Source organism: Actinocrispum wychmicini, assembly GCF_004345645.1.
Classification (GTDB): domain Bacteria; phylum Actinomycetota; class Actinomycetes; order Mycobacteriales; family Pseudonocardiaceae; genus Kibdelosporangium; species Kibdelosporangium wychmicini.
Map to the genome: position 1 here is coordinate 397775 of NZ_SLWS01000005.1, position 15523 is coordinate 413297.

Annotated in this window: 18 protein-coding genes and 1 pseudogene; 11 read left to right on the plus strand and 8 right to left on the minus strand. The window is 66.5% G+C overall.

Features of this window, described 5'->3' with window-relative positions; translation table 11 throughout:
* Positions 1-504 carry an SRPBCC domain-containing protein gene (locus EV192_RS23815; protein WP_132118959.1) on the minus strand — a complete coding sequence of 168 codons (504 nt, stop codon included), beginning with the start codon at positions 502-504 and terminating at the stop codon, positions 1-3.
* 88 nt (positions 505-592) lie between these two features.
* Between EV192_RS23815 and EV192_RS23820 the strand changes: the two genes are divergently transcribed.
* Positions 593-1213: a TetR/AcrR family transcriptional regulator gene (locus EV192_RS23820; RefSeq protein ID WP_132118961.1), complete on the plus strand. Its 621-nt coding sequence runs from the start codon at positions 593-595 to the stop codon at positions 1211-1213.
* Here EV192_RS23820 and EV192_RS23825 read toward each other — a convergent pair.
* Positions 1193-1834, minus strand: a complete 642-nt coding sequence (locus EV192_RS23825) for a hypothetical protein (RefSeq protein ID WP_132118963.1) — start codon at positions 1832-1834, stop codon at positions 1193-1195. The two genes, EV192_RS23820 and EV192_RS23825, sit on opposite strands and share 21 nt — an antisense overlap.
* An 86-nt stretch (positions 1835-1920) precedes the next feature.
* Between EV192_RS23825 and EV192_RS55975 the strand changes: the two are divergent.
* From EV192_RS55975 to EV192_RS23845, 6 genes and pseudogenes are all read left to right on the plus strand, one after another.
* A pseudogene (locus tag EV192_RS55975) lies at positions 1921-2568 on the plus strand (thiamine pyrophosphate-binding protein); the annotation flags it as partial.
* A 271-nt stretch (positions 2569-2839) separates the two neighbouring features.
* On the plus strand, positions 2840-3163 hold the full coding sequence (locus tag EV192_RS55980; protein ID WP_243727029.1) for a hypothetical protein: 324 nt from the start codon (positions 2840-2842) through the stop codon (positions 3161-3163).
* 4 nt (positions 3164-3167) lie between these two features.
* Positions 3168-3383, plus strand: coding sequence for a thiamine pyrophosphate-dependent enzyme (locus EV192_RS55985; protein ID WP_243727030.1), 216 nt, complete (start codon positions 3168-3170; stop codon positions 3381-3383).
* Positions 3384-3397: 14 nt separating this feature from the next.
* Positions 3398-4102, plus strand: a complete 705-nt coding sequence (locus EV192_RS23835) for a flavodoxin family protein (RefSeq protein ID WP_132118965.1) — start codon at positions 3398-3400, stop codon at positions 4100-4102.
* 61 nt (positions 4103-4163) lie between these two features.
* On the plus strand, positions 4164-4823 hold the full coding sequence (locus tag EV192_RS23840; protein ID WP_243727031.1) for an RNA polymerase sigma factor: 660 nt from the start codon (positions 4164-4166) through the stop codon (positions 4821-4823).
* Entirely contained in the window at positions 4820-5059 is a 240-nt protein-coding gene (locus EV192_RS23845) for an anti-sigma factor family protein (protein WP_132118969.1), read from the plus strand. The genes EV192_RS23840 and EV192_RS23845 overlap by 4 nt, the downstream gene beginning before the upstream one ends.
* A gap of 168 nt (positions 5060-5227) precedes the next feature.
* Here the strand turns inward: EV192_RS23845 and EV192_RS23850 are convergent, their stop codons facing one another.
* The 4 genes from EV192_RS23850 to EV192_RS23865 all read right to left on the minus strand — a co-directional run bounded on the left by EV192_RS23850 (position 5228) and on the right by EV192_RS23865 (position 9157).
* Entirely contained in the window at positions 5228-6517 is a 1290-nt protein-coding gene (locus tag EV192_RS23850) for an ArsB/NhaD family transporter (protein ID WP_132118971.1), read from the minus strand.
* Between the two features lie 10 nt (positions 6518-6527).
* Entirely contained in the window at positions 6528-6968 is a 441-nt protein-coding gene (locus EV192_RS23855) for a CBS domain-containing protein (RefSeq protein WP_132118973.1), read from the minus strand.
* Positions 6969-6998: 30 nt separating this feature from the next.
* Positions 6999-8204 (minus strand): cation:proton antiporter, encoded by a 1206-nt coding sequence (locus EV192_RS23860; protein ID WP_132118975.1) that lies wholly within the window; start codon positions 8202-8204, stop codon positions 6999-7001.
* Between the two features lie 494 nt (positions 8205-8698).
* A complete protein-coding gene (locus EV192_RS23865) occupies positions 8699-9157 on the minus strand; it encodes a GbsR/MarR family transcriptional regulator (RefSeq protein WP_132118977.1) in 459 nt (152 codons plus the stop codon).
* An 84-nt stretch (positions 9158-9241) separates the two neighbouring features.
* Between EV192_RS23865 and EV192_RS23870 the strand changes: the two genes are divergently transcribed.
* Together EV192_RS23870 and EV192_RS23875 are read left to right on the plus strand one after the other, a co-directional pair.
* Positions 9242-10144, plus strand: coding sequence for an ABC transporter ATP-binding protein (locus EV192_RS23870; RefSeq protein ID WP_132118979.1), 903 nt, complete (start codon positions 9242-9244; stop codon positions 10142-10144).
* Positions 10131-10925, plus strand: a complete 795-nt coding sequence (locus EV192_RS23875; RefSeq protein WP_132119778.1) for an ABC transporter permease subunit — start codon at positions 10131-10133, stop codon at positions 10923-10925. Before EV192_RS23870 ends, EV192_RS23875 begins: the two co-directional genes overlap by 14 nt.
* 292 nt (positions 10926-11217) lie before the next feature.
* Here the strand turns inward: EV192_RS23875 and EV192_RS23880 are convergent, their stop codons facing one another.
* On the minus strand, positions 11218-11868 hold the full coding sequence (locus EV192_RS23880) for a maleylpyruvate isomerase family mycothiol-dependent enzyme (RefSeq protein ID WP_132118981.1): 651 nt from the start codon (positions 11866-11868) through the stop codon (positions 11218-11220).
* Positions 11865-12437: a TetR/AcrR family transcriptional regulator gene (locus tag EV192_RS23885; RefSeq protein ID WP_243727032.1), complete on the minus strand. Its 573-nt coding sequence runs from the start codon at positions 12435-12437 to the stop codon at positions 11865-11867. Before EV192_RS23885 ends, EV192_RS23880 begins: the two co-directional genes overlap by 4 nt.
* Positions 12438-13144: 707 nt before the next feature.
* On the opposite strand from EV192_RS23885, the gene EV192_RS23890 reads away from it, so the two are divergent.
* Positions 13145-13594: a hypothetical protein gene (locus EV192_RS23890; protein ID WP_132118983.1), complete on the plus strand. Its 450-nt coding sequence runs from the start codon at positions 13145-13147 to the stop codon at positions 13592-13594.
* A 386-nt stretch (positions 13595-13980) separates the two neighbouring features.
* Positions 13981-15201: a hypothetical protein gene (locus EV192_RS23895; RefSeq protein ID WP_132118985.1), complete on the plus strand. Its 1221-nt coding sequence runs from the start codon at positions 13981-13983 to the stop codon at positions 15199-15201.
* Positions 15202-15523: the final 322 nt, after the last annotated feature.

The window sequence follows — 15523 nt, forward strand, 5'->3', positions numbered from 1 at the left end:
TCATGCCTCCAGGGTGTCGGCGTTCATGCTGTGGCCGGTTTCCAGGACGGTCTTCAGTCCACTGAGGACGCGCATCCAGCCGGTCGCGGCGACTCGGGCGGCGGTCTTCGGCGCGGCGTCGAGTTGGTCGTGGTGGACGGTGACCAGGGTGACCCCGTCCTCGCCGGGTTCGATCAGCCAGGTGACCCGGCTGGGTGGTTCGGCGGCGAGTTCGGGGTCGTACAGGGCGCGGTAGGTGATGACGAGCCGATGGGGTGGTTCGGCGTCCAGAACGGTGTCCTCGCCCCATAATTGTGAGCGGTCGGGTGCGTGGTAGAGGAATGGGGAGCCGATCTCGGCGGTGGTGTCGACCAGGGCGCCGAACAGGTATCCGGCGCTGTACTCGGGTTGGGTGATGCCGTCCCACACGTCTTGTGCCGTGGCCCGGATGAACACGTGGTAGGTCTGCGCCGAGCCGGTCGTGGGGATGTGCGGCGGGGCTGAATCCGCTGTGTCGATGGTCATGGTCGGGAGGACCTCCAAGATTCAGTTAGTTGACTGACTAATATGACGCTAGCAGGCTGTTCACCGCTGGATCAAGGGTGTGAGTGAGTTGTCTGACTCAGACGGTGTTTTCGCGGGATTCGGTCGTGGCGGCAAGCGGGACCGGCTGGTCGCCAGTGCGGCCGACCTGCTGTATCGCAACGGTGTCGCGGCCACCACGCTCGCCGACGTCGCGCGGGCCGCGCAGGTGCGGCCTGGAAACGTCTATTACTACTTCAAGACCAAGGACGACCTGGTCAGGGCCGTGATCGGGATGCAGGCCGGCCAGGCGGGGGCCATGCTCGCCACGCTGGAGACCCTGCCCGACCCGGCGGAGCGGCTCAAGGCCCTGGTGCGGCGGTGGGATCAGATGCGTGACGTCATCGCTCGGCACGGTTGCCCGTTCGGTACGCTCGCTGCCGAGTTCGGCCGGCTCGACGACGATCTCGCCGCCGAGGCGGACGGGCTCATCCGGGGCATCGTGGAGTGGGTGGAGCGCCAGGTCCGGCACTTGACGTCGAGGGACGCCCGGGAACTCGCGATCATGTTGTTCGCTGCTGTCCAGGGCGGCGCTGCGCTGTCTCGGGCGATGCGCGACCCGGGTGTGATGTCCGGCCAGGTGCGGCACCTTGAACGATGGATCGACACGCTCGCCGTGACGCCGCCGTGGTCACGCGGGCCGGAGGTCTGATCGGGACAGCAGGTCTTGTCCGGTCCGGAAGAACTGGGTGATCGCGTTCGCGTCGCCGAGTCGCGCGAGTGGGCGTGCGGCGCCGAACGGGGCGTTGAAGAAGTCGTCCTGGACGGTGTCGTGCGGTCCGACGTAGGCGTAGGGCTCGGCGAGATGGTGGTCTCCGGGGGAGACTCCGTAGTTCACGCGGTCGAGGGTGATGGCGACGTCGAAGTGTTCGGGCCACAGTACGGGGACGAGGTCTGGGGCGAACTCGCGTAGTGCGTGGTCTCCTTCCCGGAATGCCCGCAGCAGTGTCTCCCGTTGCGCACTGTCCATTGTGATCACTTCGTCCGGTCGGACGCCGGAGCCTTCGCCGTAGACCCCGGCCGGTTCTCCGGCCTGGATGCCCGCGACCGAGGCCACGTCGGTGTAGGTGTGGCCGTTCAACTCGACCTGTCCGAATTCCGTAAGGAGTTTGTCACCCTGTAGCCGCAGTGCGGGGGCCGCGGTTGTGGTGAATCCGCCTTCTACCACGGCAAGTGCGAGCTCGCCGGTTGCCCGCCACTGCGGGCCGGCGAGCAGTAGTTCGGCCACGCCGTGCAGGAAACGCCGGGTGGTGGTCAACGCCGGGTCGGTCATGTCCGCGCTCCTTGTGTAACGCCTGGGTCGGTCGGCGGCACTGAGCCAGCCGTCATCGCAGTGTCAGCAAGCCCGGGAGGCGTTACATGTCGGACAGTCACACACCAGCAGGCGCTTGGTACCGGGTGGATCCGGCCGACGTGCCGGCGGACGGCCGGGTTCGCAGTGTCACTGTCGGCGGCCGGAGCGTGGCGTTGTCGCGATGCGGCGCCCGGCTCGGCGCCCTGGAGAACCACTGTCCGCACCAGGGCGGGCCGTTGGGAGAGGGCTCGATCGAGAAAGGTTGGCTGCGCTGTCCCTGGCACGGCTACGACTACGACTACGACCCGGTATCCGGACTGCCGCCGGAGGGGTTCGGCGACTCGGTTCCCACCTACCCGGTGCGGGAGCGCGCCGATGGCGTGTTCGTGCGGGTGCCCGAACCCGCACCGCCGGCGCGGACGGTGGCCGATGTGCTGGTCGAGACACTTGTGGCCTGGGGTGTGCGGCATGTGTTCGGCATGGTCGGGCACTCGAATCTGGGATTCGCCGAGGCATTGCGCCGGGCGGAGGACCGCGGCGAGATCACGTTCGTCGGTATCCGGCACGAGGGTGCTGCGGCGTTCGCGGCGAGCGCCTATGGCAAGCTGACCGGTCTCCCGGCGGCGTGTTTCGCGATCGCCGGGCCTGGCTCCACCAACCTGCTCACCGGGCTGTACGACGCGAAACTGGACGGCGCACCCGTGGTGGCGATCTCCGGGCAGGTGCCGTCGAAGGTGCTCGGCCGTGGTGCGTTTCAGGATGTCGACCTGTCCGCGGTGTTCCGGGACGTGCCGGTGTCCACCACCATCCACAGTGGAAGCGGCAACGCCGAACTCGCCGCGCTGGCCGTCAAGCACGCCGTGGACCGGCGCGGAGTCGCGCACTTGGTGCTGCCGGACGAGGTGCAGGTCCAGCCAAACGACGCCGCACCGTCCACACCGGACGGGCGACGCCAGGACCGCCGGGTGCGACCGGACGAATCCGATGAACGAGGCGGACCTGCTGATCGTGATCGGCGCGTCCTTCGCCAACCACACCGGGATCGCCACCTACAAGCCGATCGTGCAGATCGACGACGACCACGCCGCGATCGGCCGGTTCACCGCGGCCACCGCCGGCCTGCTAGGCGACGCGCAACTCGCCGTCGCCGCACTGATGGCCGTCCTCGGTGAGACCAAGGCGGAGGACCAGCGGGCGGACGTCGCCGCTCGCCAGGCGATCTGGCGGGCCGAGAAGACCTGCCGAGCGCAGGACGACCGGGGCCGCGGTCAAGTACGGGATACCAGCGAAACATGTCCTGCTCAATAACAACGTGCTCGGCAAGATCAGCAAGGAACAGCTCGCCGGGGACTACCCGGTCTGGCAGACCTCCCTGCGCAACCCGGACTGGGCCGCGTACGCCGAACTGTGCGGCGCCACCGGGATCCGGGTGACGTCCCGGGACCAGCTCGACGACGCGATGACCTTGATGTTCAGCACCGACGGACCCGTTCTGCTCTGCGTCGAGCAGGACGCCGAACTGCTCTGAAAGGAACCTGAGCCATGACCGGATACGACGACTTGCGTGCTGTGTTCGTCAACTGCACCCTGAAGCGCTCGCCGGAACCGAGCAACACCGAGGGGCTGGTCGACGTCAGCAGACAGATCATGGCGAAGAACGGCGTCACGGTGGAGGTGCTGCGGGCGATCGACCACGACATCGCCACCGGTGTCTGGCCGGACATGACCGAGCACGGCTGGGCCAGCGATGAGTGGCCGGCGATCTACCAGAAGGTGCTGGCCGCCGACATCCTGGTGATCGCCGGGCCGATCTGGCTGGGGGACAACAGTTCGGTGACCAAGCTGGTGATCGAACGGCTCTACGCGTGCTCACACCTGCTCAACGACGCCGGCCAGTATGCCTACTACGGCCGGGTGGGCGGTTGCCTGATCACCGGCAACGAGGACGGGGTCAAGCACTGCGCGATGAACATCCTCTACAGCCTGCAGCATCTGGGCTACACCATCCCGCCGCAGGCCGACGCCGGCTGGATCGGCGAAGCGGGACCCGGACCGTCCTACCTGGACCCTGGGTCCGGCGGGCCGGAGAACGACTTCACCAACCGCAACACCACCTTCATGACGTGGAACCTGATGCACATGGCCAGGATGCTCAAGGACGCCGGTGGGATCCCCGCACACGGCAACCAGCGCAGCGAGTGGGACGCGGGCTGCCGGTTCGACTTCGCTAACCCGGAGTACCGCTGACCCGCGCTCACGTAAGACGATGGTCATCACTGGCTGCGTGTTCCCGGGCTATATTCGGCGAGTGCCTCCATTGCCGCCGGACGAGGAACTCGTGGCCGCGCTCCGCGCGGGCGACGAGCAGGCGTTCGCCGCGACGCTCGAAGCCTGGTCGTCGTCGTTGCTGCGGCTGGCGCGGTCGTTCGTGTCGACCCACGCCTCGGCCGAGGAGGTCGTCCAGGACACGTGGTTGGCCGTGATCAGGGGCGTCAACGGCTTCGAAGGTCGTTCGGCGTTCAAGACCTGGGTGTACCGCATCCTGGTGAACACAGCCAAGAAACGCGGCGCCCAGGAACACCGCAGCGTGCCCTGGGCGAGCCTGGTGCCGCAGGACGAGGACCACGGTCCCACGGTGGACCCGGCCAGGTTCCAGGGTCGTGACGGGGCCTATCCGGGTCATTGGCAGGAGCCGCCGCAGACGTGGTCGTCGCCGGAGAACAGGGCGCTCAGCTTGGAGATCCGTGCGGTGATTACCAGCGCTCTGGACGGCCTGCCGGTGCGTCAGCGAGCGGTGATCAGCTTGCGGGACGTCGCCGAGCACACCTCCGACGAGGTGTGTGACATCCTGCAGATCTCCGCGGCCAACCAGCGGGTCCTGCTGCACCGGGCCAGGGCGGTGGTCCGGGAACGGCTCGCGGAGTATCTCGGCCGGACACCGACAGCGTCTGGGGGACCGCGGGCATGAACTGCGACGAGTTCGTCGAACTGGTCACGGCTTTTCTGGACGGCACACTCGACCCGGACACCGAAGCCCGGTTCGTCGAGCACATCTCGCTGTGCGAGGGCTGCGAACGCTACCTCGACCAGTTCCGCGTCACGATCGCCGAGCTCGGCCAGTTGCCGCCGCACAGCCTCACCCCACAGGCCAGGGACAATCTGCTGACCGCGTTCCGTGACTGGCACCAGCGAGGGCAGGGATGATCTCAGGCTTCAGAACGCGGTGACAATTGGACTCGTAGTCGTCCGGCGAGCACCGCGACGAAGACCGCACCGAGTGATGCGGACAGGGTCACCCGTCCGTGATTCACCCCACTGGGCAAAGGTTTTGCTCCGGCGGTGACAGCGAAAGCCGCAGTATGCAACTGTTGGTCACGCCAGAACGAAGTACCTCAGCCACAGGTACGGAGCGGCGATCGCGATCGTGATGGCGGTGACGACCGCGCCTTTCCTGGTGAACTGCCAGAAGGTGATCGGGGTTTCGGCGCGCTGGGCGATGCCCAGGACGACGACGTTGGCGCTGGCTCCGACCGCGGTCATGTTGCCACCGAGATCGGCGCCCAGTGCCAACGCCCACCACAGGGCCTGGGAGTGTGCGGGGTCGCCGATATCGGCTGCGAGTTGAGCGACGAGCGGGCTCATGGTCGCCACGTAGGGGATGTTGTCGACCACGCCGGACAGCAGGGCTGACACCACCAGGACCAGCATGACCGCGACCAGCGCGTTGCCTCCGGTGGCCTCGGTGACCAGCCGGGCGAGCGCGCTGATCACCCCGGTTTTCACGAGGGCGCCGACCATGATGAACAGGCCGGCGAAGAACAGCAGTGTCTCCCATTCGACGCTGGGCATGTAGTCCTTGGGACGCAGGCCCGAGATCAGCACGAGCAGCCCGGCGCCGAGCAGGGCCACCACCGAGGGTTCGATGTGGACTGTCGAATGGGTGACGAAGCCGCCGAGCACCAGGGCCAGCACGGCGCCGGACTTGACCAGCAGGCGGGGCGCCCGGATGGCTTCGCGTTCGTCCAGCCCGATCAGCTCGGCGACCCGGTCGGGATCGACGGCGAACGCGCCACGGAACAGCCTGGGCACCACGAGGACCAGCGCGACCAGTTCGACGGCGATGATCGGGGCGAGGTGGACGAGGAAGTCGTTGAACGCCAGGCCGCCGCGGCTGCCGATGATGATGTTGGGCGGGTCGCCGATCAGGGTCGCGGTACCGCCGATGTTGGACGCGAGCACCTCCGCGATGAGGAACGGCACCGGGCTGATCCCCATCCGGTCGCACACCAGCAGCGTCACCGGGGCGATCAGCAGGACCGTGGTGACGTTGTCCAGGAACGCCGACGCGATGGCGGTGATCACGACCAGCAGGATCATGATCCGCAACGGGGAACCGCCGGCGCGCTTGGCCGCCCAGATCGCGACGTACTCGAACACCCCGGTGCGCCGCAGCACGCCGACGATGATCATCATGCCGAGCAGCAGGAACACGACGTCCCAGTCGATACCGGTGTCGTGCGAGTAGAAGACGTCCTGCGATCCGGTCACGCCGAACGCGAGCAGGACTCCGGCGCCGCCCAGGGCGGCGATCAGCCGGTGCACCTTCTCGGTGGCGATGAGGATGTAGGCCACGACGAACACTGTGACCGCGACCGCGGTCACAGCGCCGTCCTCAGCCGAGTGCCTTCTCCAGCAGGCGGGACGCGGTGATCACACCGAGGACGCTGTCGCCGTCGAGCACCGCCACCAGGGGACATCGCATCCGGGCCATGATGGCGGCGACCTCGATCACGGTGTCGTCCGCGTCGACGACCGCGAGTTCCGCGGTCTCCTTCGGCAGCAACTCCCGTACCGAATGACCGGAGAGCTTGTTCGCGACCTTGTCGGCGAACTGTTCGTCGAGCACGCCGGCCAGCGACGGGTCGTCCTGCACATATTTCGGCACGATGAACCGCACCACCTGGGAGGCGCCCAGGATCGAGTGCGGCCGTCCGCTCCCATCGGTCACCACCAGACCGGGCAACCGATGCGTGGCCAACAGCCGCGCGGCTGCCAGTGCGTCGGAGTCCAGGCTGGTGACCGGGTACTCCTCGACCATCGAGCGTGCTCGCATACGTGCAGGGTACGGCGAGGTGAACAGACATCATGGTTCCCTGTCGTCGTCTTTACGGCCACCTGTGGGCAGGTTGTCCAGAGGCTCGACGCGCAGTGCTCGGGCCACGGGGACGTCGGTCGAGGAATGAAGCACGATGGACAGCGCGATCGTGATGGCGACCAGGTCGAACACGTGCTCGCCGGCTGGGGTCGCGGACTGGAGTACGAGCAGGCCGTAGACCACGGAGGCGAACCCTTTCGGTCCGAACCAGGCCGCCGCCGCGCGTTCCTGGCCGGTCAAGGACGTGCGCAGCAGGGACAACGCCATGGTCGCCGGTCGCACCAGCAGGATCGCCAGGACGGCAACCGCCCAGTCACCGACACTCAGGTGTGAGATCCGCGCGGGCGTGATCAACGCGCCGAACACCAGCAGCGCGCCGAACTTGGTCAGCTCGGACATCAGGTCGCCGAACGGTTCGAACTGCTCGGCCGCGGTGCGGTCCAGGGTGGCCAGCGTCGACCCGGCCAGGAAGGCCGCCAGGTAGGGGTTCGCGCCGGTGAGGTGGCAGGTCGCGAACAGCGTCACCGCGATAGCCACCGGCCCCAAGGCCTGCAACCGGGGTTCGGCCGTCAGGATTCGTGTGCGCCACGCGAGCGCGACGAGCGCGGGGACTGCGATGCCCAGCACGACGCCGGCGGCCAGCTCCAGCGCGACCTCACCGAGGTGGGACTGCTGCTGGGTGGCGGTGGCGAGGAAGATCAGCACGAACGGCAGTGCGAGGCCGTCGTTGAGACCGGATTCGACGTTGAGCAGGCGCCGTAGCCGCAACGGGACATCGTCGCGGCCGACGATGGCCGAGGCGAACACCGGATCGGTGGGCGACAGGATCGCGCCGAGCAACAGCGCGGTCGGCCAGTCCAACCCGGCCAGGAAATACGCGGGTATCGCGACGCCGGCCATGGTCAGCGGCATGGCCAGGCCCAGTGCTCGACCGGACAGCCGCCAGCCCTCGCGCAACGCGGGAAGGCTGGCCCGTTGGCCGTCGGTGAACAGCACCGTGAACAGCGCGACGTCGGCCAGGCCGGTGACCAGCGGATCGCCGGGCGCGACGTGCACCAGACCGAACCCACCCTGACCGATCAGAGCACCGGCCAAGAGGAAGAGCAGTGCCGTGGACAACACGGTCCGAGCCGCCACCCCGGACAGGGACACACTGATCAACAGCACGACACCGAACGCCAGGACCAACGCCACGCGGGAACTCCTCATCGCCACGACATCACCCCAAGGCGGCGTGATGTGCCGACCAGACTTCCCGGCGCTCCACACGTAAAGATGCCGTAAACGCGCACGAAGAGCAAACCGGCGGTGGGTGCGGTGTGGTGAGCGAACCGTGGTACGGGGCGTCCCGACGCGCAGTGGTGCGTCGTGAGCTTGTGCGTCGTGATGAGCATCAGGTCCACAGTGGTCACTAATCGCCGCGGGTTGCGGTTCATCGGCGATGTTCTGGAACGGGCTGATTGTCCGTAGTGGAGTGGGATCCGAGTGGACTGGCAGGCAAGAGCGTTGCGGTACTTGCATGAAAGCTTGCAAGGCGCAAATCTGTGAGTGGTCGCCAAGGGGGCGCCCTGGTGCCGGCGAGGCGCACACCCCGTGCCTCGCCGGCATCCTGACATATCGGGTCCCGCGCGGTCAGACCTTTCCAGTACCGATCGCAGCGGGCGAATCCGGTTCGGTCCTCGGTTCGGTCACGTGTCGGGCTTACGGGATTCCCGCCATCGGTCGATCACGGCCGGCAGTTCGCGCATGACGTGCGCGTAGAAGTCTCGCATCGCCACCAGCCGACGGCTCGCGACGCTGCCTTCGCCGGCTGCCTCGATGCCGTCCTCGGCCGCGGTCCGCATCAGCCGCACAACCGTGTTCTGGTCGGACATCAGCCGAGCCCATCCGTCGTCGGGGAACCGGTAGTGCTCGCGTCTGCTGCCGGGCGCGGGCACACGCTCGACCAGTCCGACACCGCTCAGTGTCTTGATCGCGACCGAGACCGATCCGGGGCTGGCGTCGAGCTGCTCGGCGATCTCGCCGGCGGTGATCGTCTCCCGCTCGCTGAACAGCATCGCTGCCAGCACGCGCGCGGTCATCTTCTGCAGGCCGTTGCGGGACAAGGTCAGCGCCAGCTGCTCCGCGGCGCTCGATGTGTCAGCCATGTCCGGCCACTCCTCTCAGTCTTGGCGGAATCTTAACAGTTGCGAGTGTTTGCAGATTTCCAAACATTCGATACGGTACGGTTCATGGAATCAGTGATCCGGCTGGACCGGCTCGTCAAGGCGTACGGGCCCCGCCGCGGAGTCGTGGACCTGTCCCTGGAGGTCCACGCGGGCGAGGTCTTCGGCTATCTCGGTCCGAACGGCGCGGGGAAATCGACGACGATCCGCCTGCTGGTGGATCTGATTCGGCCCACTGGTGGTTCGATCCGTGTGCTCGGTGGCGACCCGCGTGCGGGTGGGACCGTACTGCGGGCCAGGATCGGATATCTACCGGGTGATTTCGTGGTCGGCGCCCGCCAGCGTGTCGGCGAGTATCTGACCTTCCTGGCCGGCCTGCGCGGCGGTGCGGGGCAGGCCCGGATCGGTGAACTCGCCGAGCGGCTGGACCTGGACCTCACCGCCCGGGTCGGCACCCTGTCCAAGGGCAACAGACAGAAAGTCGGTCTCGTCCAGGCGTTCATGCACGAGCCGGACCTGCTGATCCTCGACGAGCCGACCTCAGGGCTGGATCCAGTGGTCCAGCAGACCTTCCTCTCGATGGTCGCCGAGGCGAAAGCTGCCGGCCAGACCGTGTTCATGTCCTCGCACATCCTCAGTGAGGTCGAGCAGGTCGCCGACCGGGTCGCCATCATCCGCGACGGTGCACTGGTGACAGTGGACAGTGTGGTGAACCTACGTGCCCGCGCGGTACGTCGAGTCCAGGTCACGTTCGCCACCCCGGTGCCCGTATCGGAGTTCGCCGGTCTGCCCGGAGTCGACAGTGTCACGGTCGATGGTCCAGTGCTGCGCTGCCGGGTGACCGGCAGCCCGGACGCGCTGATCAAGACCGCCGCCCAACACTCGATCGTCGATCTGCTCAGTGACGAACCTGCACTCGAAGAACTTTTCCTCGCCTACTACGAAGGCCGTGACCATGTCGCCGCGTAACGTGTACAGCAAGACATTGTGGGACGCGCGTCGCTCGCTTGTCGCGTGGATGGTGGGCACCGCCGCCATCGCCGCGGTGTACGCCGGGTTCTATCCGCAACTGGCGGGTGGCGGGATGGCGGAGGCCATCGCGAACTTCCCTCAGGCGATCAAGGACGCCTTCCGCCTCGACGACATCTCCTCCGCGGCCGGATACCTGCAGTCGACCACTTTCGGGCTGCTGGTCCCCCTGCTGGTCATGATCAACGGCATCGTGTCCGGCACTCGCGCGCTCGCCGGTGACGAGGAGGCAGGCCACCTCGACGTCCTGCTCGCGCATCCCTTGAGCCGTACACGCCTTGTTCTGCACCGGTTCGCCGCCGTCGCAACGGGGGCCGTGCTGACTGCGGCACTGGTGTTCCTGGCGATGCTCGCCATCCGGGACTCCGCGCGCCTGGACACCGTCTCCATCGGTGGTTTCGCCGCGCAGGCCCTCAACGTCGCGTTGCTGGGCTGCGTTTTCGCCGCGCTCGCCCTCGCCATCGGTGCCATCTCGGGCCGGCGTGCGCTGACCCTGGGAATCACCACAGCGATCGGTGTGCTCGCCTACGCCGCCACAACCGTCGGCCCGCAAGTCGGCGCAGCTTGGACCCGCACCCTCTCACCATTCCACTACTACTCCGGTGGTGAGCCGCTCAAGCACGGACTCGACTGGGCCGGATCGTGCGTCCTGGCCGTCACTTGCGTCGTCCTGGTCGCAGTCGGCGTCTGGGCGCTACGTGGCCGTGACCTACGTAGTTGATCATTGTTCGGGCGATCAGCCGGTGGAGCCTTACCCGGTGTGCATTCGGCAGTGCCGACAGGTGGTTGTGGGCGTGGCCGGCGACGAGACCCGGCCGTCGAACCGGCGCGCATCCGTTGGTCGAACCAGCAGCGGCGGCGGAGCTGTCCGACACGGTCCTGGACGCACGCAGCGCCGACAACGGGCGTAGGTCACGGCGGATGGCAACCGTTCGGTGTGATCAGGATGTGGTGGGTAGATCGAAGATCTCGAACAAGTCGGGATCGGGGAATCAAAGCTGGCCCGAACGGGGTCAGGTCAGCCGGGCACGCAACGTGGACAGCCCGGCGCCGGACAGGTCGGTGAGAGCGGTGGATCGCCCGGTGACGGCCAGGATGATGGACGCGATGGGGCCGATCACCTCGGGACCGTCGCCCGCCGTCCACTCCAGGTCGTCGGCGCGCAGGGTGAGTCCGGCGGCGCGTCGCTTGCCATGCAGGAACACGTTGGTGGTACGGCAGGTCTCGGCGACGGTGATCAGGCTCGTGGACGGGACGGCGATGGGCAGGCCCAACGGGCGAGCGATGTCATAGGCGTGGACGACCGCCTCCACCAGTGCGTACCTTGCCTCCGACGACGGGACGCGGTTCTGGTCGGCGGTCGCCTGGTATTCGTCGAGCAGGTCGGGGATCGTGGCCTGCCGGTGTCGTTCCACCCATCGCTGGTTGCGGACGTCGAGGCGAAAGCCGGCGCCGACCATCTCTCGCACGAGTCGCCAGGGCGTGGCCACGTGTGACTGGACGCAGTGAGCGGCGACGTCGCGCACACGCCATCCCCGGCACAGCGACGGCGCGTCCCACTGAGTGTCCTCCAAGGACCGCAAGAGGTCACCAAGAGCGCCGCGTTGGGCACGCACCAACGGCCAGAGATGTCCGCCGTGCGCGGTGTTCCCTGTTCGGGTCATGATCGGCCACCACTGGTGACGAGCCGGCACACGGCGGCGATCACGGACTGGATGTCCGGACTCGAACCGAGCCCACGGTGAAGCAGCAACCCATCGACACACGCCAAGACGACAGCAGCTGTTTCCTCCGCTGCGAGCACGCCACGGTCATGCAACCACTGGCCGAACCTCTTCCGGAACCCGTCGATCACACCGTTGATCAGTCCGCGAAGCTCCTCGTCACGGCCTGCTGCCAGGTACGCCTCGACGAACAGCAACGACACCGGGTCGGCCCCCGTGTACTGGTCCACCGACGCCAGCAGCGCCTCCACCGCCCGCACTGGCGTGCGCGCGGTGTCCAGCAATGTGTCCACATCGGTCATAACCTGACGCATCATGCCGATCACGGCCTCGCGTAACAGTGCTTGCAGCGTTGGAAAGTGGTAGTGCACCACGCTCGGCGTGACCCCGGCGCGGTCTGCCAAGACTCTGGTACTGACCGCCGTCCACCCGCGCTCAGGGATGAGCTCGACCGCCGCGGCCAGCAACCTCTCCCGCACCGCCCGGCCCCGCGCCGCCGCTGATGTCACCGCGCCCGTTCCTCACGAGGCAATCGCCCTGATCGATCGTCCTGTACGATCGCCCTGATCGTAGCGCGGTGTCGCACCAGCGTCGAACCGTCCTGCGCTTGCCGAAAACGTCATCCGCGCTGGTCAGGTTGGCTGGTGGTACTCGTTGAGGATTCCTCCCCACCGCTGGCGTCGGCGGATGCCGAGACCTGATGATCTTGGCCTGGTCGGTGATCAGCGACGGCAGTGGTCGTAGTGGTCGGGCGTTGGCGATGCCTTGATGGGGTCGGTGGTTGACCGAGTTCACTGCCGGCGTCGGTGCGGGTGGCGGCCGGCAGGCCGTGGCCGCCGGGGGCAGCATGGGTGGGGTGTTGTCGACCCGGTGGTTCCAGTCGTTCGGTGCTGTCCACCAATACCGCCGGACAGCCTGCGTGGGGACTCGTGTGTGTCGGCCACCGCGCCGAGCGGCCAACGAACTTCGCACGACGGTCACAAACTTTGAAATTCCTCTGGGCAAGCACCTAGATCTGAATCCACCCTCTTGCTCAGGCTGATCCATCGAAAGGTTATTCCGGGCAGGCTACTTCGACGACTCTCCGAGAGTAACGATCCACGATCGTGCAAGATGTCCGTTGACCCCTTCCGGCCTGCTGTCTCGGTCGTGTAGACCGAAGAGCGGGTTCTGTAGTCTATGTGACATCGAGTCAACTGCTCACGGAGGTACCGAAATGGGCGCGGATCGCGGTAAACGTGAATCGTACTACGGCAGGTATGTCGGAACAGTGAAGAGGCTGGGGGCGGAGTCGAGAGTTGTTGATACCGGGATCGGGCAGAATCTGATGAACTCGATTCCCGAGTTCGCCACCGGGCAGGTTGTAGGGGGTACGAAGACGGCCCTCGGGGTGAAACCAGCTCCGCAGAAGGACACGAGTACGACCCACAAGATGACCCTCGAGGTCACTTCGTCGAAGGTCGTGGCGATCATCGACGGTGAGGAGTTGTCGGACTGCGGCTACCAGGTCGGTGTCGAAGGCGGCGGCGTTGCCCGGCTTATTTCCGGCGACATGGACTTCTCGGCGGTTATCGGTGAGAGCACCCCTGACGGCAAAACGGCGAAAACGCTGCTTATCAGCCTGTCGGACGGCTACGGGAACGGCGGCCCGCTGAAGCGTGTCTGAGCTGCGCCGCGAGGCTGTCGGCACAAAAATGTCGAGCTGATCCTCGACCCGAAGAAGATCGTGGAGATGTGCCCGGCCTTCGCCTGCACCGGCCACGCGGGCGCAACGTTGAAGCACTACGACGAGCATATCAAGTCGTTCGAGATCACATCGAGCACGCTACCGAATTCGGAACCTCCCGAAGGGCGCCCAAGGCTCCTTTAAGGCGTCGCGGAATACTTACACGATCCTGTTTTGGCTCGCCGGGTGGTATTTTAGCAGCCAATTCCCGGTGGCCGAAATCCGAATATGCTGTCCGACTCACCCTGATCGTGAAACCTGCTGGACGCGCCTCCCGGCGTGGGCTTCGGTCGAGTTGGATTGTCGCAGAAGAATGGAGTGGATCAATGACAGCGTCGACTTTGGTGCGTGGCGGAGAAGCAACCGAGGCTGTGAAGACGCTCACCGCGCAGTGGTACAACGCGGTCGTCGAGGGCTGCGGCCTCGACCGGAATACATTCCAACTGGCGCAGGGCTTCATCCAGCCCGGCGTCACGTCCGAATCGCTGTGGAAGATTTTCAACGCGATTCCGCCGGTGACCGTGACGCACTACTGGAACCCGGCCCAGATCAACAACTTCTCGTCGACCTACGGCGCCCTGGTGAGCAATCTGGTCCCGCAGGACTCGGGTGAGTTCCAACAGACCATGGGTGACTACTACGCGAGGTGGCAGAACTACCTGCAACACAGCACCCCGCCGCCGACGATCCCGAAGCCAGGCGGCATCCTGGAGCTGTTCAACCAATGGCAGCAGCTCAACATGCCACCCGAGCAGGGCCAGGCCGCCTACACCGCGTACCAGCAGGTATCCCAGGGCGTCGTGCCGATCGCGATGCAGAAATGGCTCGCCGCGGGCGGTGGCGCGAGTGGCACGAAGGCGTACAACGCCACGGTCGAAGACCTCAAGAGGATCATGAGCCAGGGCGGGCCGGGCAAGTCGGTCCACATGGACAGCTCGACCACGTCCAGCGACGTGACCAACACGTGGGCGAAAGGCGAGGTCGGCGGCTTCTACGAGTTCTTCGTCGGTGAGGCGTCAGTCGAGTGGAAAAAGTACACGGAGAAGATCTCCGCGTCGAAGTTGACGATCGACGCGACGTTCAAGACGATCGGCACCTTCACCTGCGGGCCACTGGCCGAGCCGAGCACCGATCCGATCCTGGGCCAGTACGTGCCGTGGTACCACAGCGCAGCGGTCAACCTGGCGTACCAGAACAACAACTACTACGTGTGGAAGCACACCCCGCCCACGTGGGACGGCACGTTCGGAGACAAGGGCGACCTCCGGTTCTTCACCACCAGCCTCATCGTGGTCAGCGGGGTCGACACGACCGTCAGCTCGGAGGCGTCGTTCAGCGAGCAGGAACAGGAGGAGCTGACGGCATCCGCGCAGGTCGGCGTCTTCCCGTTCTTCGAGGCCAAGGGATCAGGCGGGTGGAACCACAAGTTCAAGTTCGACGACTCAGGCCGTATGACAGTCAGCTGTAGCGTGCCGCCAGGGGTGTTCGTCATCCTCGGCGCCATCGTCACGCCGACGAAGGACGCCTTCGGAGGCGGCCAGGCTTGACGTGGCCGGTTCGGCACGAATCGGCGGATGGGCGTTGCCGACACCGCACGCTGTTCCGGATCACCGAGTGCCGAAAGCAGGTCCTGACCGGCGGGCCAGCCGTGTTTGATCCGACTACCCAGGCCCGAGCCGGTGCGCGGGTCTCGACCAAGGAGGCTGCCCCGAGGGTCAACAGCCCATCTGGACGCTGGAGCGTCTTTGGCTACCGATGAGGAGAGCACCGCACGCGAGGTCGCCGCCGAGGAGCGCTGCCGCGACAAGGACAGCGGGTGGCCCGCCCGGCACTGCCCGGAGCGAACAGGCTGGCCGGGCTGCGATCCCC

Excerpts from the sequence above, each read along its gene's own strand:
- EV192_RS23815 (WP_132118959.1), bottom strand. The coding sequence starts at position 504 with ATGACCATCGACACAGCGGATTCAGCCCCGCCGCACATCCCCACGACC.
- EV192_RS23825 (WP_132118963.1), bottom strand. The coding sequence starts at position 1,834 with ATGACCGACCCGGCGTTGACCACCACCCGGCGTTTCCTGCACGGCGTG.
- EV192_RS55980 (WP_243727029.1), top strand. The coding sequence starts at position 2,840 with ATGAACGAGGCGGACCTGCTGATCGTGATCGGCGCGTCCTTCGCCAAC.
- EV192_RS23835 (WP_132118965.1), top strand. The coding sequence starts at position 3,398 with ATGACCGGATACGACGACTTGCGTGCTGTGTTCGTCAACTGCACCCTG.
- EV192_RS23845 (WP_132118969.1), top strand. The coding sequence starts at position 4,820 with ATGAACTGCGACGAGTTCGTCGAACTGGTCACGGCTTTTCTGGACGGC.
- EV192_RS23855 (WP_132118973.1), bottom strand. The coding sequence starts at position 6,968 with ATGCGAGCACGCTCGATGGTCGAGGAGTACCCGGTCACCAGCCTGGAC.
- EV192_RS23865 (WP_132118977.1), bottom strand. The coding sequence starts at position 9,157 with ATGGCTGACACATCGAGCGCCGCGGAGCAGCTGGCGCTGACCTTGTCC.
- EV192_RS23870 (WP_132118979.1), top strand. The coding sequence starts at position 9,242 with ATGGAATCAGTGATCCGGCTGGACCGGCTCGTCAAGGCGTACGGGCCC.
- EV192_RS23875 (WP_132119778.1), top strand. The coding sequence starts at position 10,131 with ATGTCGCCGCGTAACGTGTACAGCAAGACATTGTGGGACGCGCGTCGC.
- EV192_RS23880 (WP_132118981.1), bottom strand. The coding sequence starts at position 11,868 with ATGACCCGAACAGGGAACACCGCGCACGGCGGACATCTCTGGCCGTTG.
- EV192_RS23890 (WP_132118983.1), top strand. The coding sequence starts at position 13,145 with ATGGGCGCGGATCGCGGTAAACGTGAATCGTACTACGGCAGGTATGTC.
- EV192_RS23895 (WP_132118985.1), top strand. The coding sequence starts at position 13,981 with ATGACAGCGTCGACTTTGGTGCGTGGCGGAGAAGCAACCGAGGCTGTG.